Below are 19,048 nucleotides of genomic sequence, written 5' to 3'. Positions count from 1 at the left end.
CCAGAGGATCAGGCGAAGCGGCCGCCCTTCTGGATCACCTCGATCTTGTAGCCGTCCGGATCGGTGGCGAAGAAGAAGGTCGCGAGCGCCGTGTCGCCGTGCTTGAGCGTCTTGACGGGGGTGACCGGAAGCCCCTCGCGCTCGAAGCGGGCGTGCTCGGCCGCCGCATCCTCCACCACGAAGGCGAGGTGACCGTAGCCGTCGCCGAGATCGTAGGGCGCTGTGCGGTCCTTGTTGACCGTCAGTTCGAGCTCGAACGGCGAGGACGGGTCGCGCAGGTAGAGCAGCGTGAAGTCCGGGAAGTCGAAGCGGTCGGCCGGTTCCAGGCCGAAGGCGCGGGCGTAGTAGTCGCGTGAGCGCGCCTCGTCGCGGACGCGGATCATGGTGTGGACGGGCTTGGCCATCGGCCCTCTCTCCCTTGAACGAAGTTGCCCTTGAGCGAACTTGAGCGAACGGGCGCTCATCTGGCGCGAGGGCGGCCGGGTGGAAAGAGCCCCTCGGCTTAACCCTTCGTCAACCTTAAGGGATCTTTGCTGGCCGCGATGATGCCAGCCGCGTCCCCCGATGCCGTCGATGCCGACGCTCTGCTGCCGCCGGGCGACGCCGCCCTGCGTGCGGCGATGCGAGGCTGGCGCGAGGCGCTGGCACAGGAGCGGCGCTTGGCCGCCAATACCGTCGAGGCCTACGAGCGGGATCTGCGCCAATTCCTGATCTACCGTGCCGCCCGTGCCGGCACGCCGACCATTCCCGGTCTGATCGCCCTCAAGCCCCGCGACCTGCGCGCTTTCATGGCTGCGCGCCGGGCGGAGGGCGTCGGCGGGCGCTCCCTGATGCGGATGCTGGCGGGTCTGCGCTCCTTCGCCCGCTTCCTCGAACGGGAGGGGCATGGCAGCGTGGCGGCGCTCGGCGCGGTGCGCTCGCCCAAGGTCGAGCGGCGCCTGCCGCGCCCGCTGCCGGTGACCGCCGCCCGGGCGATGACCGCGCCCGAGACCCGCCCCGACGATGCCCGCGACCCTTGGGTGCTCGCCCGCGACGCGGCGGTGATCGCGCTTCTCTACGGTTCGGGCCTGCGCATCTCCGAGGCGCTGGGGCTCGCCGCCCGCGACGCGCCGGTTCCCGGCATCGACGAGGTCCGCGTCACCGGCAAGGGCGGCAAGGTCCGCGCCGTGCCGGTGCTGCCGGCGGTGGCCGAGGCGGTGGCGGCCTACCTGTCGCTCTGCCCCCACCCCCTCGATCCGCAGGGGCCGCTCTTCGTCGGCGTGAAGGGCGGGCCGCTCTCGCCGCGGGTGGTGCAATACGCGGTGGCCGCCCTGCGCGGCGCCCTCGGCCTGCCCGAGAGCGCGACTCCGCACGCCCTGCGCCATTCCTTCGCGACGCATCTTCTGGCCCGCCAGGGGGAGTTGCGGGCGATCCAGGAACTGCTCGGCCATGCCTCGCTCTCGACCACGCAGATCTACACCAAGGTCGATGCCGCCCGCCTGATGAGCGCCTTCGAGGACGCTCATCCCCGCGCCCGGCGGCGGCCGCCGCACGCCGAAGCGGGCCGGGCGCCCGGCGAAACCGTTGACGCGGAGCAAGGTTCGGGCGTCCATGCCGGCTATGCTGTCCGGCAGGCCGCCCTGGGAGAGCCGAGACGAAAGCCCGGCGCGGAGCGCAGAAATGCGTGAATGTGCGCCGTTTACCTTGGTCTTGCCGCGATTGGGTGGCGGACTGTCCTCAACCGGGTGGCCCGGCGCCGCCGAGTCAGAAGCTTCAGGGAGTGTCCGATGCGCGTGAGCGGAATCTGTCTCGCAATCCTGCCCGTCGTCGCCGTCCTTGCCGTGACCGCGACGGTCAAGACGCTGCTCCTCCCGGTCACGGCCGTGCGCCTGCTGACCCGCGGGCGTGCCGCGCGGGCCTGACCGGCCCAACGCGAGCACGTCCGGCGCGACGGAGCGGACGCCGCCCGCGTGGGGCGGCTTTCACGGCGTGCGCCCGTCCCGAAGGGCGCTCACGCCCAGCGCCAGCCCTTGGGCTCGATGACGAGGATGCTGCCCTGGCGGATGCCGATCCGCGGGGCGGCGTAGATGTCGAGATGGCCGAGGATGACCAGCAGCACCCGGGCGACCCCGCCATGGGCGACCATCACGGTCGGCCGGCGTAGCTCGGCCACCACCTCCTCCACACGCGCCTCGACCATGGCGTAGCTTTCCGCGCCGTCGCCGCGCGGCTGATAGCCCCAGCGGTCGCGGTCGCGCGCCGCCGCCCCGGATGGATCGCGCCGCCGGATCTCGGCCCAGGTCTGACCCTCCCAGGCGCCGAACCCGATCTCCTTCAGCCGCGCATCGGCCCGGTAGCCGGCCGACGGCAGACCGATGCCGGCGCGCAGGATCTCCATCGTCTTCCGGGCGCGGGTGAGCGGGCTCGCCACGTAGTCGGCCGTCGGCAGTTCCGCTCCGGCGACGCGGCGCAGCCGCTCGGCCGCCTCCGCCGCGTGGGCGAGCCCGCTGGAGTTGAGATCGGTGTCGCGGTGGCCCTGGAGGCGCCCTTCCGCGTTCCAGTCGGTCTGGCCGTGGCGCACGAACCAGATCGTCGGCACTCCGCTCATGCCATCGCTCATGCCGCCGCTCCACCGCGGCCGGCGCAACTCGTCGCAAACCCCGACGCGCCGGATCGGGAACGGCGAAGGCGGCGCATCTGTTGGGGCTCCAAGCTTTTCCCTTCCTGCGGGCCCGCACCGGCGGCCTCGCGAACGGCTCGTGAGCGGGTAATCTTCGGCATGGCGCGCAAGAACGGCAAGGACGGCAGCGGCTCCGCAAGTGACAAAGCGGCCGACAAAGCCGCGGAAACGAAGTCGCAGGCGGGCTGGCGCGACCATCCGCCCTCCTTCGCCGGCTGGGCCCGGGCCGCGATCGCGGGCAGCGGCACGGCACCGAGCCTGTCGCCGCACCTCCACCCGGTCCTGCCGCCGGCCGCGCCCGGCATCGTCACCGTCGAACCCGGCCAGAGCGTCGATCTGGCGGCGATCGATCCCGACGCCACGGGCGGCCTCGACAAGGCCGAGGCCAAAGCCGCCCTCGAGGCCGAGCGCGCGCGCATCAAGGCCCTGCAGGAAAAGCTCTACGCCGAGCACCGTCACGCTCTGCTCGTGGTGTTCCAGGCCATCGACACCGGCGGCAAGGACGGCACCATCCGCAACGTGCTGGAGGGGGTGAACCCACAGGGGTGCCGGGTCTGGTCGTTCAAGGTGCCGAGCGCGCAGGAACTCGATCAGGACTTCCTCTGGCGCTACCACCTGCGCACGCCCGGCCGCGGCCTGATCGGCGTGTTCAACCGCAGCCATTACGAGGATGTGCTGGTGGTGCGGGTGAAGGGGCTCGTGCCGGAGGAGACGTGGCGCGAGCGCTACGGGCTCATCAACGATTTCGAGCGGCTGCTGACGCTCTCGGGCACGGTGATCCTCAAGTTCTTCCTCCACATCTCGAAGGACGAGCAGAAGGAGCGCCTCGAAGCGCGCCTCGCCGACCCGGCGAAACACTGGAAGTTCGATCCGGCCGACTTGGTGGAGCGCAAGAGCTGGGACGCCTACCAGACCGTGTTCAACGACGCGCTCGCCCGTTGCTCGACACCCTACGCCCCCTGGCACGTGGTGCCGGCCAACCGCAAATGGGCCCGCAACGTCATGGTCGCCCGCACCATCGCCGACACCCTGGAGGCGATGGATCCGCGCTTCCCGGAGCCGCGCATGGCGCTCGAGGGGATCAAGGTGCCGGATTGATTCCTTTCTCCGACTCGACATCCGAGGCCAGGGGGCCGGGAAGGGTCGAAGCCATCCCGCACGTCGCCGCGACCGAGCGGAGCCGCCGCATCATCTCGGCCGGTTCGGGGGCAGCGCTGGGCATTCGATCGATGCGAGATGCCATCCGTTCGAGGGAGAACAGCCGGGACCTGACGCCGGATAGGATCCAGTTCTGATCCTTCTCTCTCCAGGCTACGACCTTAGCCAAGGCCACATCCTCGATGTCGGGCACGATCGCGGTCACGCCGGGGCATCCGGTGCCTCGATAGTGCTGAACGCGATCCATCCAGTCGCTCGGCATCACCGATGTGCCGGGCGAAACCCCGTCTGCGTAGTATCCGTACTGGCGATGGAAGGCGGATCCCTGGCCGATATTGGCGTCGATCATATCCGATAGCGCTTCGGTCTCGCTCGTGTCGGGGACGTAAACGTCCGCCTCGCGCGTCATCAACATGTCGCCGGGGATATTCCGGCATCGAACGACGACCACCGATGAGCCGACAAGAACGAAGGTATCGTGGCCCGTGACGCCTGCCGCAGCACGCAGGATGTGGTCGAGCCTGTCCCGCCGCATCATTCACGGCGTTCCGGACTGGCAGTGGGTCGGTTCTGAAGTCCGACGACCTCGGCCATTTTGCCTCCTTGCGAGGAGATGACCGTGAAGACGGGCTGCGTATCCCGGAGCAGTTCGCCCTTCGGCGAATCCTCCAGCATCTGGCGCACGATCTGGCTGATGTCCTGATCCAGAAGCGCGTTCCATAGGGAGTAGGCGTGGGCCTGGGCCGGATCAGGGCGGACGAAGCGGTCCAGGTAGGACCTGCCGCTGGCGACGAGTTCGGGATCGTCGATCAGGCGCGCCGCGATCCGTCGCGTCAGCTCGTAGGACCGACGCTTGTTCCCGTCGTGGAAGTCGGCCTTGCGCGGAAGTGATCCGACAAAGCGCTCTCCTTCCGTCATGTGGCATCCCCGGCGATCGGCAACGGCTCTTCTCGAATGCTAACCTCTTCTCGTCATGGGAAAAAGATGGACGAGAGCGATCAGGGCCGCACGTTCGTTCCCGAATCATGCCAACGGTCTAGATTGTTCCCCTTCAACGCGTGAGGTCGCCGATGCCGACGGTTCGCGAGATCGAGGCGGCCGGGTACCGGTCGCTGAGGAGCATCCGCTTTCCGGTCGGGCCGCTCTCGGTCTTCGTCGGCGGCAACGGCACCGGCAAGACCAACCTCTACCGCGCCCTCTCCCTGCTCCAGGCGGCCGCCTCCGGCCAGTTGACGCGGGCGCTCGCCGCCGAGGGCGGAATGGAATCGGTGCTCTGGGCCGGGCTCCGCCGCAAAGGCGAGCCCGCGCGGGTGCGGCTGTCCGCCGAGCTGTCCGACGACGTCACGGGCCACGTCTACACCTACGCCGTCGAAGTCGGCATCCCGCCGCTGATGACGGCCGCGGCCTTCGCCCTGGAGCCGCAGGTGAAGACCGAGCGGCTCACCGTGCAGACCGGCGCGCGGCCGGTGACCGTGCTCGACCGCGACGGGCCGGCGGGCTTCGTGCGCGACGAGGAGGGCCGCCGGCGACCTTTCGGCGCCGACCTGCTGCCGACCGAGACGGCGCTCGCCGCGCTGCAGGACGCCGTGCGCTTTCCCGAGTTGCAGATCGTGCGGCAGGCGCTCGGCGCGTGGCGCTTCTACCACGACGTGCGCACCGATGCGGGCTCGCCCCTGCGCCGCCCCTGCCTGGCGGTGACGACGCCGACGCTGGCCTCCGACGGGTCCGACCTCGCCGCCGTGTTCGCGACGCTGGCGCATATCCGCGAAGACACCGCCGAGCTCGACGCGGCCTTCGCCGACGCCTTTTCCGGCGCCCGCCTCGTGGTGCCGCCGCCGGACCGCGAGGCGCGCTTCGGCGTCATCTTTCCCGAATATCCGAAGCGGACCTTCGACCCGTCCGAACTCTCCGACGGGACGCTGCGCTACCTCGCCCTCGCGGGCGCGCTGCTCGCCTACCGGTTGTCGCCCTTCCTCGCGCTCAACGAGCCCGAGGCCAGCCTCCACCCCGACCTGACGGAGCCGCTGGCGCGGATGATCGTGCGGGCGTCCAGACGCACGCAGGTCTGGCTCGTGACGCATTCCCAGAACCTCGCCGCAGCGGTGTCCGAGCACGGAGGGGTGCGTCCGCGGGTCGTGCTGAAGCGCGAGGGGGCGACCTGGATCGAAGGTCTTCGGCTCGCCGGCGATTTTTCCGATGGGGACGATTGAGCGATGCGAATCGTGATCGGGGCCGTTCTGACCGGGCGCGTCGCGCCGCTCGGGACCGCGGCGAGCGCCATCGCCAAGACCGCCGTGCGGGGACCGGTCGCGGTGGGCCCGCTCGGTCTCGCGGGCGACGCGCAGGCCGACCGCCGCGTCCATGGCGGTCCGGAAAAAGCCGTCCACCACTACGCCCTCGACCATGCCGCCGCGTGGCGCGCCGACCTGCCCGGCTTGCCCGACCTGCTGGAGCGGCCCGGGGCCTTCGGCGAGAACTTCTCGACGGTGGGCCTGACGGAGCGCGACGTCTGCGTCGGCGACCTGTGGCGGGCGGGCAGCGCCCTGCTCCAGGTCTCGCAGGCGCGCCAGCCCTGCTTCAAGCTGAACCTGCACTTTGCCGTGCCCGACATGGCGCGCCGGGTGCAGGCGAGCGGGCGCACCGGATGGTACTACCGGGTGATCGAGGAAGGGATCGTCTCGGCCGGCGACGCGCTGGAGCTGGTCGGGCGGCCGCATCCGGACTGGCCGCTGTCGCGGCTCCTGCACCACCTCTACGTCGACCGCCTCGACGCGGTGGCGCTGCGGGAGATCGCCGGACTCGCGTCTCTCACCCAATCCTGGCGCATGCTCGCCGCCCGCCGGCTCGCGAGCGGCGCCGTGGAGGATTGGCGCCGCCGGCTCGGGGAGGAGGGCTGACCCCGAGAGCCGGATCCGACCTGATTGCATCAGGTCGGCGTCTCTAGATCCGCGGCGCAACGCGCCTTCGTTCGACGAACCGGTGACCGCTTCGTCGGAACGCGCTCTAGTCCCGCTCGCGGGTGATGTCCGGCGCGTCGGGGTTCTTCATGCCGACGACGTGGTAGCCGGCATCGACGTGGAGGATCTCGCCGGTCATGCCGCGGGACATGTCCGAGAACAGGTAGGCGGCGGTCTCGCCGACCTCCTCGATGGTCACGGTCCGCCGCATCGGCGCGTTGTACTCGTTCCACTTGAGGATGTAGCGGAAGTCGCCGATGCCGGAGGCCGCCAGGGTCTTGATCGGGCCGGCCGAGATCGCGTTGACGCGGATCTGCTTCGGGCCGAGATCGGCGGCGAGGTAGCGCACGGAGGCCTCCAGCGCGGCCTTGGCGACGCCCATCACGTTGTAGTGGGGCATCCACTTCTCGGCGCCGTAATACGTCAGGGTCAGCATCGAGCCGCCCTCGCGCATGATCTTCTCCGCCCGCTGCGCCACGGCCGTGAACGAGTAGCAGGAGATCAGCAGCGACTTCGTGAAGTTCGCCTCCGAGGTCTCGAGGTAGCGGCCCGTCAGCTCGTCCTTGTCGGAGAAGGCGATGCAGTGGACGACGAAGTCGATTCCCTCGGGAAAGACCTCGGCGGTGGCCGCGAAGGCGGAATCGATCGAGGCCGGGTCGGTGACATCGCAATGGCCGACCACGCGCGCGTTCAATTCGCGCGCCAGGGGCTCGACGCGCTTCTTGAGCGCCTCGCCCTGATAGGTGAAGGCCAGCTCCGCCCCGTGGGCGGCGGCGCTGCGGGCGATGCCCCAGGCGATCGAGCGGTTGTTGGCCACTCCCAGCACCAGCCCGCGCTTGCCCGCGAGCAGCCCGCCCGGCTTCTGTTCCGACATGCGTCACCTTCGCTTCGGCCGCGCGGGCGCCTCTCGAGGGACGGCCCTGCGCCGGGGGCTTCCTTAGCGGAGGGTGGCCGGAGGGGGAAGCCTCCCGCCAACCGGGATCGCCTCCCGGCGAGCTCGCTCGTCCGGTTTCGGCCCCGAGTACCGGTGGCGGCACGCGGAGCCCCGGGCTGAGGCGCCATCCGATGCCTCGGATACGGCCCCTTCCATGGGCGCGCGCCGCGCCCGACCGGCGGAGCTTGCCTTAGGCGGTCCCGGCCTTCGCCTCGCGGCGACGGCGGGCATATTCGGTGAGCGCCGCATCGTCGCCGGCCGGCAGGGTGATGGCGGTGGTGGCGAAGAGATCGCCGCGGCTGCCATCCTTCTTCGGCAGCCCCTTTCCGCGCAGGCGGAAGGTGCGGCCGGAACTCGTCATCGCCGGCACCTTCATCTCGACCGCGCCGGTGAGCGTCGGCACGCGCAACGAGCCGCCGAGCACCGCATCCTCCAGCGGCAGGTCGACGGTGGCGCGCAGGTCCGCTCCGTCCACCTTGAACAGCGGGTGGGGCAGGACGCGGATGGTCAGGAGCGCGTCGCCCGGCTCGCCGCGGGGGCCGCCCGAGCCGCCGAGGCCGCGCAGGCGGATCGTCTGCCCGTCGACGACGCCCTTGGGGATCATCACGTCGACGTCGCGCCCGCCCGGCAGGCCGATTCGCATCTTCTCCTCGCCTGCGACCTGCTCGAGCGTGACGCTGAGCTCGGCCGCGACATCCTCGCCGCGGGCCGGTCCGCCGCGGGAGAACCCGCCGGGCCCGGCGCCGCCGGCGCGGAACGCCTCGCCGAAGATGTGGCTGATGAAGTCCTCGCCGATGCCGCCGGGCCCCGCTCCGCCGCCTCCGCCCGCGCCGCGGCGCTGGGTGAAGCCCTCGAAGTCGAAGCCGCCGCCGCGGCCGCCGCCGAAGCCAGAAAAGCCCTCGAAGCCGGTCGCCCGCGGCTTGCCCTCGGCGTCGATCTCGCCGCGGTCGAACTGCGCGCGCTTCTCCTTGTCGCCGAGGATCTCGTAGGCGGTGTTCGCCTCCGCGAAGCGCTCGGCGGCCTTCGGATCCTTGTTGCTGTCGGGGTGATAGGCCTTGGCGAGCTTGCGGAAGGCCTTCTTGATCTCGGCCTCGCCCGCGCCCTTGGGCACACCCAGAACGTCGTAGGGGTTTCGCATCGGGGTTCTTTTGTGGGGATCGCAACCGTGCAGGGATACGGCCTCTGCCGCGTGGCTTCAACGTGGGAAGGGCGTTGCGGTTCTGCAACACCCTCGAAAGCCCGCTTCACCGATCCGCGACCGGCCGTTTCGCGCAAGCCTGTTCGGCCTTGCCGGGATCCGGCCGCGTCAGGATTTGGCCTCGCCGGAGCCGCGCAGCCGCTTCAGCTCCCACTCGCCGCCGGAGAGTTTGCAGCCGGTGCCGCGCACGAAGCGGCTGCTGGCGCCGCCCACCACGGTGGCGAGGAAGTCGCGGCAGATCTCGTCGCCGGCCACGTAGGGCAGTCCGGTCGGATTGATCGCGCCGCGCATGGCGGTCTCCGGGTTCTCCCACTTCACCGGGCGCCCGTTGCCCTGGGGATCGAGGGCGACGGAGAGGGCAGCGTGGGCCCGGCGCCAATCCTCGCCGTCGAGGTCGCGTCCGAAGCTCGCGGGCCGCTTCGGGATGCTGCCGGTGACGAGCGGTTCGGGCGCGGCCGGCGCCTCCTCCGCCTTGAAGGACAGGATCGGACCGCTGCAGGCACCGCAGGAGAAGGCGGCGAGGCCGAGCGTCAGAAGGCCCGCGATCCGCCCCGCGAGGCCGTGCCGGATCGCGGGCCCGCGCGTCGGACCGGGCGCCCCGACGGCGGGGAGCGCTCGGGCGAGGGCTTCACCGAGGTCTTTACACGGACGCAGACGCATTACACCTGAACTCGAGACAGAACGGGGTTCCGACGGGTGTGCTGCCCGACGTCGGTGCCCCCCGACCCGGCTGCCACAGGGATGAAAATGGCCATCGATCGGTTAAGAGAGGGTGATGCCAGCGGGCCCGCGGTCCACCCGCAGGATTTCACGTTGTCGTCAGACCCCTGGGCGCTGTTCGCCGACTGGATGGCGGAGGCGGAGGCCTCCGAGCCTTGCGACGCCAACGCCATGGCCCTCGCCACCGCCGGCCCGGACGGCCTGCCCGACGTGCGGGTGGTGCTGCTGAAGGGTTTCGATCCGCGCGGGCTCGTCTTCTACACCAACGCCGAATCGGCCAAGGGCGAGCAGTTGCTGGCCAACCCGCAGGCGGCGACGGTGCTGTACTGGAAGTCCCTCGGCCGGCAGATCCGCGCCCGCGGTCCCGTCTCCCGCGTGACCCGCGAGGAGGCCGATGCCTATTTCGAGAGCCGCCATCGCGACAGCCGCATCGGCGCCATCGCCAGCCAACAATCGCGCCCCCTCATCGATCGTCCGACCCTGATGGCGGAGGTCGCCGCCCTGTCGGAGAAATACGAGAACGGCCCAGTGCCGCGCCCCGAGCACTGGCTCGGCTTCCGCATCGCCCCGGTGCAGCTGGAATTCTGGCAGAACGGCGCCTACCGCCTGCACGACCGCGTCCGCTTCACCCGCGCGGGCGACGGCTGGGACCGGGCGCGGCTCTACCCCTGATATCGGTCTCCCCGATATCGGCGCCCCGACCGGAGCCGGCCGGGGCCCTTCACGGCATCACCGAACGGATCGCCGAGACAAGGCCTTCCTCGGTGTAGGGCTTGCGGATGAACAGGGCGTCGGCCGGCACGTCGCCGGGCGCAGGCCGCACCTTGCCGGAGGTGATGACGATGCCGATCCCCGGCCAGCGCCGGTCGATGCAGGCCGCGAGCTTGATGCCGTCGATGCCGAGCGGCATGTCGATGTCGGTCACGACCACGCAGACCGTCTCGCCCGCCTCCTCACTCGCGTCGAGCATGCGGATCGCCTCGTTGCCGTTGCGGGCTTCGCGCACGGCGTATCCCGCTTCGGCGATCAGTTCGACCGCGGCGTGCCGGGTCACGGCGTCGTCCTCCACGACGAGGATGGTCGATCTCGCTTCCGCCTCGCTCACGCGCGTCGCATCCCTCGGTCCGGCTTCCTGTTCGCTCTCTTGAACACGGGACCCCTGCCCCGGGGTTGCACGAAGGTCGAGACAGAACAAGCGCGGAAAGCGGGCGGGGCCGCCGGTCGGGGACCACTGGCGGGCGCGCGGCGTGCGCGGTTTCGCGACCCTTTCCCGGGCTCAGGCGGATTGCCGCTCCTCCGGCGCATTTCGCAATGCAGCGCCGCCCTGGATTTCCGGCGGAGCGCGTCTTATCCCTTGAGGCGAAGACCCGCTCAGGCCCGCTCACCGCGGTGCGCATCGCGGGCAGCGAGGGACCCCGGCCTTGGCCTCATCCAACGACCGTCGACGGGTGATGCTGCTCACCGGCGCGAGCCGCGGCATCGGGCACGCCACCGTCAAGCGCTTCTCCGCCGCGGGGTGGCGCGTCATCACCTGCTCGCGCCACGCCTTCCCCGAAAATTGCCCCTGGGAGATGGGCCCCGAAGACCACCTCCAGGTCGATCTGGCGGACGCGGCCGACACCGTGCGCGGCGTGCGCGAGGTGGCCGAGCGGCTGGCCGCCGAGGGTGGCCTGCTGCACGCGCTCGTCAACAATGCCGGGATCTCGCCGAAAGGGCCGGAGGGCGAGCGCCTCGGCGCGCTGAGCACGGAATACGAGGATTGGGCCCGCGTCTTCCAGGTCAACTTCTTCGCGCCGATCCTGTTGGCGCGGGGTCTGTGCGACGAGCTGACCCGTGCGCGCGGATCGATCGTCAACGTCACCTCGATCGCCGGCTCGCGGGTCCACCCCTTCGCGGGCGCGGCCTACGGCACCTCGAAGGCCGCGCTCGCCGGCCTCACCCGGGAGATGGCCGCGGATTTCGGGCCGCTCGGCGTGCGGGTCAACGCGATCTCGCCGGGCGAGATCGACACCTCGATCCTCTCGCCCGGCACCGACAAGCTGGTGCAGCAGATCCCGCAGCGCCGGCTCGGCACGCCGGACGAGGTCGCCAAGGCGATCTACTTCCTCTGCACCGAAGCCTCCTCCTACGTGAACGGCGCCGAGCTCCACATCAACGGCGGCCAGCATGTTTGACCGCCGGGCGGTGCTCGCCGCCCTGGTCGCGCTGCACGCCCTTCCCGTCCTCGCGGCCGAGGACGGGCCGCGCGTCGAGCCGGTCACGTTGCCGTTTGCCGTCAAGGCGATGCGCGGCCCCGGCAGCGACGTCGCGCTCTCGGTCGCGACGTCCGGCCTCCTGCCGATCGCGCGCGCGCCCGCGAGCGCCGACCCGAAGGCGAGCACCGACATCGCGCCGCCGCCCGTCGTCGTGGTCTGGGGCGAGGGCGGCGGCGCCGTGCTCAGCCTCGACGGCGACCGCCTGCGCACCACGCTGATCGGTGCCGAGGCGATCGAGGGATTTTCCGCCGCCGAGACGCCGCGCGGCGCCGTGCCGGGTTCGCGCCGCGCCCTCGACGGACCCTTGAGCGCCTATCTCACCGGGCCGACCCGCGCCCTCGGCGGCGCCCCGGGCCAGGGCGCGGTGCTGACCCTGCGCGAGCGCCAGCCGCTCGGCGTCACCGCCGAGCCGAAGGCGGTGCCGGTGACGACGCACACCCTCGCGCCGGGGGACGACCGGGTCTTCGCCGGCCGCACCCCGCGCATCACCCGCCTCGACGGCCGCCCGGCGGTGGCCGCCGTGACCGCGCAGGGCGCGGCGGGCTCCGGCCTGGCGCTCGCGGCGAAGGGCAAGGACGGGGCCTGGACGCTCGCCGCGCAGACGCCGCCGCAGGCTGGCAAGGCGCCGGAGGGCGCCCCGCTGTCGCTCGCCGGCCTGGCCGATTTCATCGGAGCCGGCCAGCCGCAGATCGCCACGATCCGCGCTCCCGACGGCGAGGGCGTGCTGCAGCTCTGGCGCTTCGCCGACGGTGCCTTGAGCCTCGTGGGCGAGGGACCCGGCTACGCCGGCCCGGCCGCGGGCGAGGAGGCGGATCTCGCCGCCCCCGTTCCCCGCAGCGGTCGTCCGCCGGACCTCGCCCTGCCCGTGGCGGGCCGCGGCGCCCTCGCCGTGGTCGCGTTCAAGGGCGGCAGCCCGGAGGAGCGCCTCCGCATCCCGCTGCCCGCTCCGGCCGCCCACGGCGTCGCCGTGCTCGATGCGGGCGGAGTCGCCCGAAAGATCCTCGTCGGCCTCGCCGATGGCCGCCTCGTCGCGGTACCGGCTCCGTGAGTGGCCGGGAGCAGGAGGACGGGCGGCTGTTTCCGGCCCGCCCGCTGATCGGCGTGTCGATCGCGGTGATCCGCGGCGGCCGCGTCCTGCTGGCCGCCCGGGCCAACGAGCCGATGCGCGGCGTCTGGACCTTGCCCGGCGGACTCGTCGAGGCCGGCGAGTCCCTCGCCGCCGGCGCCCTGCGCGAGTTGCAGGAGGAGGTCGGCGCGCTCGCCGAGATCGTCGGTCCGAGCCTGACCCCGACCGAGATCATCCTGCGCGACGAGGCCGGCCGCATCCGCCACCACTACGTGATCCATCCCCACGCCGCGCTCTGGCGCGCGGTCGAGCCGGTGCCGGGCCCAGAGGCGCTCGACGTGCGCTGGGCCACGCTCGACGAGGTCGCGGGCCTGTCCACCACGCCGGGGCTGATCGACACCCTGCGCGAAGCGTTTTCCCGTGTGGGCTCGGTGCCGGAAGGTTCGGCAGAAGGTTCGGCAGAAGGTTCGGTATGAGTACGGGATTCGTCCGCCTGATCCTCGCCGCCCTGCTCGCCCTCACGCCTGCGGCGGAGGCGTTCGCGCAGCAGCGCTCCGGCTCGACCAAGTCTGCCCCGAAGCCGCCCGAGAAGGAGAAGGAGCCGCCACCCCCGGCCGAGCCGCCGCCCGCGCCCTACGATCGCGACCTGATGCGGCTCTCGGAGATCGTCGGGGCGCTCGCCTTCCTGCGCAGCCTCTGCTCAGAGCCAGACGCAGTCGAATGGCCGGCGCGGATGAAGGCGATCCTCGACAGCGAGGGGGTGACGCCGACCCGCCGCGACCGGCTCGCCGGCGCCTATAACCGCGGCTTTCGCGGCTACAGCCTGACCTATCGGGTCTGCACCCCCGCCGCGGGCGAGGCTGCCCGCCGCTACATCGCCGAGGGCGAGCGGCTCTCGCACGCCATTGCCGGACGGTTCGGAGGGTAGAACAGCGCCTGTGGCGGGATCGCCACATTGCGGGGCCGTTGCGAAAATCCTTCGCAATTGCGCCTTCGCATTAACCTCTTCGCAATTCCCTGCTTCCCGGCCCGCTAAGGCTGCCGTATCGTGGCGATGTCTTGCCGGCACTGTTCCGGCCGAGAAACGAAGCCGTTCGCCATGATTCACGATTCCGACACCGCAGCCTTCGACGTCGATGCGGAGAGCAAGCGCCTCGCGCTCGGACTCGTGACGGAGGCCTTCGCCGAAGGCTGCCTCGACGGGATCGACGGCGACTGCATGGCCCAGGCCGCCCTGTTCGCGGCCTTCCAGGAACTGGTCGCCACCTACGGCGAGGACGCCACCGCCCGCTACGCCGAGACCCTGCCCGAGCGCATCCGCGGCGGCGGCTTCACCACGACGCTGCAGCACTGACGAAGACGGGCGCGCGGGATCCGCTCGCGACGAGCGGGGGCAAGATCCGGCCGCTCTGGCGAGGCGAGGGTTAAGAACGCGAGAGCCGCGTCCCGAACCCGGCGCGGGCTCAGCCCGCCGCCGGCAGCGCCTCCTCGAACAGGACCGCCTCGCCCCGCGACGGGTTGGCCAGCTCGCCCTGCCACATCACCGGCGTGCCCCGCACCACGGTGCCCACCGGCCAGCCGGTGACGGTGACGCCGTCATAGGGGGTCCAGCCGCATTTCGAGGCGATCCACTCGTTGCGGATGGTCTCGCGGCGCTTGAGGTCCACCACCGTTACGTCGGCGTCGTAGCCCAAGGCGAGCCGCCCCTTGCGGGCGATGCCGAACAGCCGCTTCGGCCCGGCGCTGGTCAGATCGACGAAGCGGGCGAGCGAGAGCCGGCCGGCATTCACGTGGTCGAGCATGATCGGCACCAGGGTCTGCACGCCGGTCATCCCCGAGGGGGAATCCGGATAGGGCTTGGCCTTTTCCTCCAGCGTGTGCGGCGCGTGGTCGGAGCCGAGCACGTCGACGATGCCCTGGGACAGCCCGCGCCAGATCCCGTCGCGATGCCCGGCGTCGCGCACCGGCGGGTTCATCTGCACCAGCGTCCCGAGCCGGGCATAGGCTTCCCCGCCGTCGAGCGTCAGGTGGTGCGGCGTCACCTCGACGCTCGCCACGTCCTTCGCTTCCGCGAGGAGGGGCATCTCCTCCCTGGTCGAGATGTGCAGGATGTGGATGCGGGCCCCGGTCTCCCGCGCGATCGCGATCAGGCGCTGCGTGGCCTTCACCGCGGCCTCCGGCGAGCGCCAGACCGGGTGCGAGGCGGGATCGCCCGGCACGCGCAGGTCTTTCCGGGCGCGCAGCATCGGCTCGTCCTCGGAGTGGAAGGCGGCGCGGCGGCGGATGCGTTTCAGGATCTCGCGCACGCCGGCATCGTCCTCGACCAGGAGCGAGCCGGTGGAGGATCCGATGAACACCTTGATCCCGGCCGCGCCGGGCAGCCGCTCCAGTTCGGCCACCTCGGCCGCATTCTCGTGGGTGCCGCCGACCCAGAAGGCGAAGTCGCAATGCATCCGGTGACGGGCGCGGGCGACCTTGTCGGCGAGGGCCGCGGCGCTCGTCGTCTGCGGGTTGGTGTTGGGCATCTCGAACACCGCCGTGACGCCGCCCATCACCGCGGCGCGCGAGCCGGTCTCCAGATCCTCCTTGTGGTCGAGGCCGGGCTCGCGGAAATGCACCTGGCTGTCGATCACGCCGGGCAGGAGGTGCAGGCCGCGACAGTCGCGCCGCTCCGCCGTCGCGGCCCCCGCGAGGTCGCCGATCGCCGCCACCCGTCCGCCGCGGATGCCGAGGTCGGCACGATGCTCGCCGTCGTGGTTCACCAGCGTGCCGCCGGACAGGACGAGGTCGAAAGGCGCTTCCATCGGGCTCTCCCGGTTCGCATCATGCGATTGAGACGAGGATAGGCGCGGCTTATGTCAGGCGTCCCACACGCGCAACGCCGCCGCCCCTTCCGCCCTTTCGAGGAGACGCCATGCCGATCGCCCTGCTGCCGGACCGTGCCGTGGTCGCCGTGTCGGGGCCGGACGCGCTCCCCTTCCTGCAGGGCATCCTCACCTGCAACGTCGAGACCCTGCCGGAGGGCGAGGCGCGGCTCGGCGCGCTGCTGACGCCCCAGGGCAAGATCCAGTTCGATTTTCTGGTGTCCCGCGCGCAGGACGGCTTCCGCCTCGACGTCGCCGCCGAGCGCGCGGCCGATCTCGTCAAGCGGCTCGGGCTCTACCGCCTGCGGGCCAAGGTGACGGTCGCCGCCGATCCGACACTCGGCGTGGCTGCCGCCTGGGCGAAGGACGGGACCATGGCTGAGACGGCCGCCGAAACGGTGTGGGTGCGCGACGGGCGACTGCCCGCCCTCGGCGAGCGGCTGTACTTCGCCGAGGGCGCCTTCTCGGCGGATGCAACGGAGGAGGCGTATCACGCCCACCGCATCGGCCTCGGCGTGCCGGAGGGGGGACGCGACTTCGCCTTCAGTGATGCCTTCCCGCACGAGGCACTGATGGACCAGCTCGGCGGGGTGGACTTCAAGAAGGGCTGTTATGTCGGCCAGGAGGTGGTTTCGCGGATGCAGCACCGCGGCACCGCCCGCACCCGCATCCTGCCCGTCGTCTACCGCGACGGCCCGGCGCCGGCGCCCGGCACCGAGGTGACGGCCGGGGCCCGCAGTCTCGGGGTCACGGGAAGCGCCGCGGGCGAGCGGGGGCTTGCCACGATCCGCCTCGACCGCCTCGGCGACGCGCTCGCCGCGGGTGAGCCGGTGCGGGCGGGCGGCACGGTCGCGGGCCTGGGCAAGCCCGACTTCGCCAGCTTCGCCTTCCCCTCCGACACGGCCGCCGCCGGATGAGCACGGAGTCCGGCGGACTGATCGCCACCCATCCCGACGGCTGCCCGCGCTGCTGGTGGCCGGGGCTCGACCCGCTCTACGTCGCCTATCACGACACCGAGTGGGGCGTGCCCGAATTCGATTCCCGCGCGCTCTACGAGAAGCTGATCCTCGACGGGTTCCAGGCGGGCCTGTCGTGGATCACCATCCTGCGCCGCCGCGACGGGTTTCGTCGTGCCTTCGAGGGCTTCGAGCCGGAGCGCATCGCCCGCTTCACCGAGGCCGATGTCGAGCGGCTGATGGGCGACACCGGCATCATCCGCAACCGCGCCAAGATCCGCGGTGCGATCGCCGGAGCGCGGGCGTGGCTCGCCATCGAGGAGGCGGGCCCCGGCTTCGCGCCCTTCCTGTGGGACTTCTGCGAGGGCCGGCCGATCCAGACCAATGCGGCCACCCGCGCCGAGATCGCGACCGAAACCGACGTCTCGCGGAAAATGGGCAAGGCCCTGAAGGCGAAGGGCTTCACCTTCTGCGGGCCGACCATCGTCCACGCCTTCATGCAGGCGGTCGGCATGGTCAACGACCACCTCACCGGCTGCCATCGCCACGCCGCCTGCGCCGCTCTGGGCGAGGGCCGCCATCCGTGAGCGCGGCCGTGGGCGCCTCCAAGAAGCCGGTGCGGGCCTGGCAGCGGATGCTGTCCGGGCGGCGGCTCGACCTGCTCGACCCCTCGCCCCTCGATATCGAGATCGGCGACATCGCCCACGGTCTCGCCCGCGTCGCCCGCTGGAACGGGCAGACGGCGGGGCCGCACGTCTTCTCCGTGGCGCAGCACTCGCTGCTGGTCGAGGCGATCGGCGGCGCCCTCGATCCGCGGCTCGGGGGCCCGGAGCGGCTCGAATTGCTGCTGCACGACGCGCCAGAATACGTCATCGGCGACATCATCTCGCCGCTGAAGAACGCGATCGGCGACGCCTATCGCAGCGTCGAGCGGCGGCTGCTCGCGGCGATCCGCCAGCGCTTCGGGCTCGAGCCGCCCTCCCCGGCCCTGTCGCGCCTGGTCAAGCGCGCCGACCGCATCGCCGCGGCGATCGAGGCGACCCGGCTCGCCGGATTCTCGCAAAGCGAGGCCGATCAGATCTTCGGACGCCCCCCCGCCCTGCCGGACCTCCTTCGCTCCGACATCGAGCGGCTGGTCGCCGGATGGCCGACGGCCGAGGCCGAAGCGTGCTATCGCGCCCGCTTCGAGGCGCTCCAGTGCAGGGCGTGAGCCTGAGACCACCATGCCGAGCCTCTACGTCTGCCCCCTCTCGCGCCTGCCCGAGACCGTCGCCGCCTGCGGCGCGAGCCATCTGGTGACGCTGGCGACCCTCGGCAGCACGGTGGAGCGCCCGGCCGCGATCCGCCCAGAGCACCACCTGCGGGTCGGCTTCAGCGACATCGTCGCACCGCTGGAGGGTCACCTGCCACCGGGTGAGGCGCATGTGCGCAGCGTGCTCGACTTCGTGTCGGCATGGCCGCGCGAGAGGCCGATGGTGATCCACTGCTACGCCGGGATCAGCCGCTCCACCGCGGCGGCCTACGCCGTCGCCTGTGCCCTGCGGCCGTCCGTCGACGAGGCGGATCTCGCGCAGGAACTGCGGCGGCTCGCGCCCAGCGCCACGCCGAATCGCCTGTTCGTGGAGATCGCCGACCGCCTGCTCGGACGCGGAGGGCGGATGAGCGCGGCCATCGCCGGAATCGGGCGCGGCGCGGAGGCTTTCGAGGGAACGCCGTTCCACATCACCCTGTCGTGACCGGCTCGGCGCCGGCCGGGGGGATCGGTAGCACGCAATCGACTCGGGCTTGTGCGACCGCACGTCGCCCGTCATAACGCGCGCCAAAGGGAATCCGGATGAACGATCATACACCCGACGCGTCGGCGGCGGCGCTGGACGATCTACCCTTCGAGCGGGCGATGGAGCAGCTTGAGGAGATCGTGCGCCGGCTGGAGCGCGGCGACGTACCCCTCGACGAGTCGGTGGCGATCTACGAGCGCGGCGAGGCGCTCAAACGCCACTGCGAGACGCTGCTGAAGCGGGCCGAGGCGCGCATCCAGAAGATCGCGATCGGGCCGGACGGCCGGGCCGCGGGCACCGCAGCGCTCGACGTCGAATAGGCGGTCGGGTGCGGGGGCGATTCCAAAAAACTCATCGTGCGCAAGGATTTGCGCGCCTTTTCTCAATTCGGGCATGAGGCTGGTCCGGTGGCACTAGCGGACACGACGATCCTCGAGGGTCTTGAGACGCCGGATCGTCTCCGGCTTCTGCCGGAGAGCGAGCTGCAGAAGGTGGCCGACGCG

25 protein-coding genes are annotated in these 19,048 nt (G+C 71.5%); 16 read left to right on the top strand and 9 right to left on the bottom strand.

Annotated features, from left to right (window positions below; genetic code table 11):
- Nucleotides 1-8 precede the first annotated feature (8 nt).
- Nucleotides 9-404 carry a VOC family protein gene (locus tag HNR01_RS23205; RefSeq protein ID WP_183670142.1) on the bottom strand — a complete coding sequence of 132 codons (396 nt, stop codon included), beginning with the start codon at nucleotides 402-404 and terminating at the stop codon, nucleotides 9-11.
- Nucleotides 405-542: 138 nt separating this feature from the next.
- Between HNR01_RS23205 and HNR01_RS23200 the strand changes: the two genes are divergently transcribed.
- Together HNR01_RS23200 and HNR01_RS27965 are read left to right on the top strand one after the other, a co-directional pair.
- Entirely contained in the window at nucleotides 543-1,667 is a 1,125-nt protein-coding gene (locus HNR01_RS23200; RefSeq protein WP_183670140.1) for a tyrosine recombinase XerC, read from the top strand.
- Nucleotides 1,668-1,766: 99 nt separating this feature from the next.
- A complete protein-coding gene (locus HNR01_RS27965) occupies nucleotides 1,767-1,901 on the top strand; it encodes a hypothetical protein (protein WP_017483823.1) in 135 nt (44 codons plus the stop codon).
- 89 nt (nucleotides 1,902-1,990) lie between these two features.
- Here HNR01_RS27965 and HNR01_RS23195 read toward each other — a convergent pair whose 3' ends face one another.
- Nucleotides 1,991-2,587 (bottom strand): histidine phosphatase family protein, encoded by a 597-nt coding sequence (locus HNR01_RS23195; RefSeq protein ID WP_153875404.1) that lies wholly within the window; start codon nucleotides 2,585-2,587, stop codon nucleotides 1,991-1,993.
- Nucleotides 2,588-2,758: 171 nt separating this feature from the next.
- Here HNR01_RS23195 and HNR01_RS23190 point away from each other — a divergent pair, with 171 nt between their 5' ends.
- Entirely contained in the window at nucleotides 2,759-3,757 is a 999-nt protein-coding gene (locus HNR01_RS23190) for a polyphosphate kinase 2 family protein (protein WP_183670138.1), read from the top strand.
- On the opposite strand, the gene HNR01_RS23185 is transcribed toward HNR01_RS23190, so the two are convergent.
- Both HNR01_RS23185 and HNR01_RS23180 read right to left on the bottom strand, forming a co-directional pair.
- Nucleotides 3,741-4,355 (bottom strand): DUF6036 family nucleotidyltransferase, encoded by a 615-nt coding sequence (locus tag HNR01_RS23185; RefSeq protein WP_183670135.1) that lies wholly within the window; start codon nucleotides 4,353-4,355, stop codon nucleotides 3,741-3,743. The two genes, HNR01_RS23190 and HNR01_RS23185, sit on opposite strands and share 17 nt — an antisense overlap.
- Nucleotides 4,352-4,735, bottom strand: coding sequence for a hypothetical protein (locus tag HNR01_RS23180; protein WP_017483819.1), 384 nt, complete (start codon nucleotides 4,733-4,735; stop codon nucleotides 4,352-4,354). The genes HNR01_RS23185 and HNR01_RS23180 overlap by 4 nt, the downstream gene beginning before the upstream one ends.
- Before the next feature lie 152 nt (nucleotides 4,736-4,887).
- Here HNR01_RS23180 and HNR01_RS23175 point away from each other — a divergent pair, with 152 nt between their 5' ends.
- Nucleotides 4,888-6,027 carry an AAA family ATPase gene (locus HNR01_RS23175; RefSeq protein ID WP_183670133.1) on the top strand — a complete coding sequence of 380 codons (1,140 nt, stop codon included), beginning with the start codon at nucleotides 4,888-4,890 and terminating at the stop codon, nucleotides 6,025-6,027.
- 3 nt (nucleotides 6,028-6,030) lie between these two features.
- Entirely contained in the window at nucleotides 6,031-6,714 is a 684-nt protein-coding gene (locus HNR01_RS23170) for an MOSC domain-containing protein (protein WP_183670131.1), read from the top strand.
- A gap of 106 nt (nucleotides 6,715-6,820) precedes the next feature.
- Here HNR01_RS23170 and fabI read toward each other — a convergent pair whose 3' ends face one another.
- The 3 genes from fabI to HNR01_RS23155 form a co-directional block, all read right to left on the bottom strand.
- A complete protein-coding gene (gene fabI, locus HNR01_RS23165) occupies nucleotides 6,821-7,648 on the bottom strand; it encodes an enoyl-ACP reductase FabI (RefSeq protein WP_017483816.1) in 828 nt (275 codons plus the stop codon).
- Nucleotides 7,649-7,898: 250 nt separating this feature from the next.
- A complete protein-coding gene (locus HNR01_RS23160; protein WP_017483815.1) occupies nucleotides 7,899-8,846 on the bottom strand; it encodes a DnaJ C-terminal domain-containing protein in 948 nt (315 codons plus the stop codon).
- 168 nt (nucleotides 8,847-9,014) lie between these two features.
- Nucleotides 9,015-9,566, bottom strand: coding sequence for an RT0821/Lpp0805 family surface protein (locus tag HNR01_RS23155; protein ID WP_183670130.1), 552 nt, complete (start codon nucleotides 9,564-9,566; stop codon nucleotides 9,015-9,017).
- Nucleotides 9,567-9,653: 87 nt separating this feature from the next.
- Between HNR01_RS23155 and pdxH the strand changes: the two genes are divergently transcribed.
- Entirely contained in the window at nucleotides 9,654-10,298 is a 645-nt protein-coding gene (pdxH, locus tag HNR01_RS23150; protein WP_183670128.1) for a pyridoxamine 5'-phosphate oxidase, read from the top strand.
- A 49-nt stretch (nucleotides 10,299-10,347) separates the two neighbouring features.
- Here pdxH and HNR01_RS23145 read toward each other — a convergent pair whose 3' ends face one another.
- A complete protein-coding gene (locus tag HNR01_RS23145) occupies nucleotides 10,348-10,731 on the bottom strand; it encodes a response regulator (protein ID WP_183670125.1) in 384 nt (127 codons plus the stop codon).
- Nucleotides 10,732-11,077: 346 nt separating this feature from the next.
- Between HNR01_RS23145 and HNR01_RS23140 the strand changes: the two genes are divergently transcribed.
- The 5 genes from HNR01_RS23140 (at nucleotide 11,078) to HNR01_RS23120 (ending at nucleotide 14,301) form a co-directional block, all read left to right on the top strand.
- Nucleotides 11,078-11,800, top strand: coding sequence for an SDR family NAD(P)-dependent oxidoreductase (locus tag HNR01_RS23140; RefSeq protein WP_017483811.1), 723 nt, complete (start codon nucleotides 11,078-11,080; stop codon nucleotides 11,798-11,800).
- Complete coding sequence (locus HNR01_RS23135) at nucleotides 11,793-12,929, top strand: hypothetical protein (protein ID WP_183670124.1); 1,137 nt, start codon at nucleotides 11,793-11,795, stop codon at nucleotides 12,927-12,929. Before HNR01_RS23140 ends, HNR01_RS23135 begins: the two co-directional genes overlap by 8 nt.
- The gene (locus HNR01_RS23130; protein ID WP_096487035.1) at nucleotides 12,926-13,423 is read left to right on the top strand and encodes an NUDIX hydrolase; all 498 of its coding nucleotides are present in this window, start codon (nucleotides 12,926-12,928) and stop codon (nucleotides 13,421-13,423) included. Before HNR01_RS23135 ends, HNR01_RS23130 begins: the two co-directional genes overlap by 4 nt.
- A complete protein-coding gene (locus HNR01_RS23125) occupies nucleotides 13,420-13,875 on the top strand; it encodes a TIGR02301 family protein (RefSeq protein WP_183670122.1) in 456 nt (151 codons plus the stop codon). The genes HNR01_RS23130 and HNR01_RS23125 overlap by 4 nt, the downstream gene beginning before the upstream one ends.
- Before the next feature lie 171 nt (nucleotides 13,876-14,046).
- Nucleotides 14,047-14,301: a hypothetical protein gene (locus HNR01_RS23120; RefSeq protein WP_096487037.1), complete on the top strand. Its 255-nt coding sequence runs from the start codon at nucleotides 14,047-14,049 to the stop codon at nucleotides 14,299-14,301.
- Between the two features lie 109 nt (nucleotides 14,302-14,410).
- On the opposite strand, the gene HNR01_RS23115 is transcribed toward HNR01_RS23120, so the two are convergent.
- Complete coding sequence (locus HNR01_RS23115) at nucleotides 14,411-15,751, bottom strand: dihydroorotase (protein WP_183670120.1); 1,341 nt, start codon at nucleotides 15,749-15,751, stop codon at nucleotides 14,411-14,413.
- 110 nt (nucleotides 15,752-15,861) lie between these two features.
- Between HNR01_RS23115 and ygfZ the strand changes: the two genes are divergently transcribed.
- From ygfZ to HNR01_RS23090, 5 genes are all read left to right on the top strand, one after another.
- A complete protein-coding gene (gene ygfZ, locus HNR01_RS23110) occupies nucleotides 15,862-16,728 on the top strand; it encodes a CAF17-like 4Fe-4S cluster assembly/insertion protein YgfZ (protein ID WP_183670118.1) in 867 nt (288 codons plus the stop codon).
- Nucleotides 16,725-17,354 (top strand): DNA-3-methyladenine glycosylase I, encoded by a 630-nt coding sequence (locus HNR01_RS23105; RefSeq protein WP_183670116.1) that lies wholly within the window; start codon nucleotides 16,725-16,727, stop codon nucleotides 17,352-17,354. The genes ygfZ and HNR01_RS23105 overlap by 4 nt, the downstream gene beginning before the upstream one ends.
- A gap of 47 nt (nucleotides 17,355-17,401) precedes the next feature.
- Nucleotides 17,402-17,977 carry an HD domain-containing protein gene (locus tag HNR01_RS23100; protein ID WP_183670229.1) on the top strand — a complete coding sequence of 192 codons (576 nt, stop codon included), beginning with the start codon at nucleotides 17,402-17,404 and terminating at the stop codon, nucleotides 17,975-17,977.
- Between the two features lie 13 nt (nucleotides 17,978-17,990).
- Complete coding sequence (locus HNR01_RS23095) at nucleotides 17,991-18,503, top strand: tyrosine phosphatase family protein (protein WP_183670114.1); 513 nt, start codon at nucleotides 17,991-17,993, stop codon at nucleotides 18,501-18,503.
- Nucleotides 18,504-18,601: 98 nt separating this feature from the next.
- The gene (locus tag HNR01_RS23090) at nucleotides 18,602-18,865 is read left to right on the top strand and encodes an exodeoxyribonuclease VII small subunit (RefSeq protein WP_017483801.1); all 264 of its coding nucleotides are present in this window, start codon (nucleotides 18,602-18,604) and stop codon (nucleotides 18,863-18,865) included.
- The last annotated feature ends 183 nt before the right edge of the window (nucleotides 18,866-19,048 follow it).

Source organism: Methylorubrum rhodesianum (assembly GCF_014199985.1).
In the GTDB taxonomy this organism is placed as follows: domain Bacteria; phylum Pseudomonadota; class Alphaproteobacteria; order Rhizobiales; family Beijerinckiaceae; genus Methylobacterium; species Methylobacterium rhodesianum.
The sequence above is the reverse complement of the archived record's forward strand: the minus strand, read 5'-3'. Positions and strand labels throughout refer to the sequence as shown.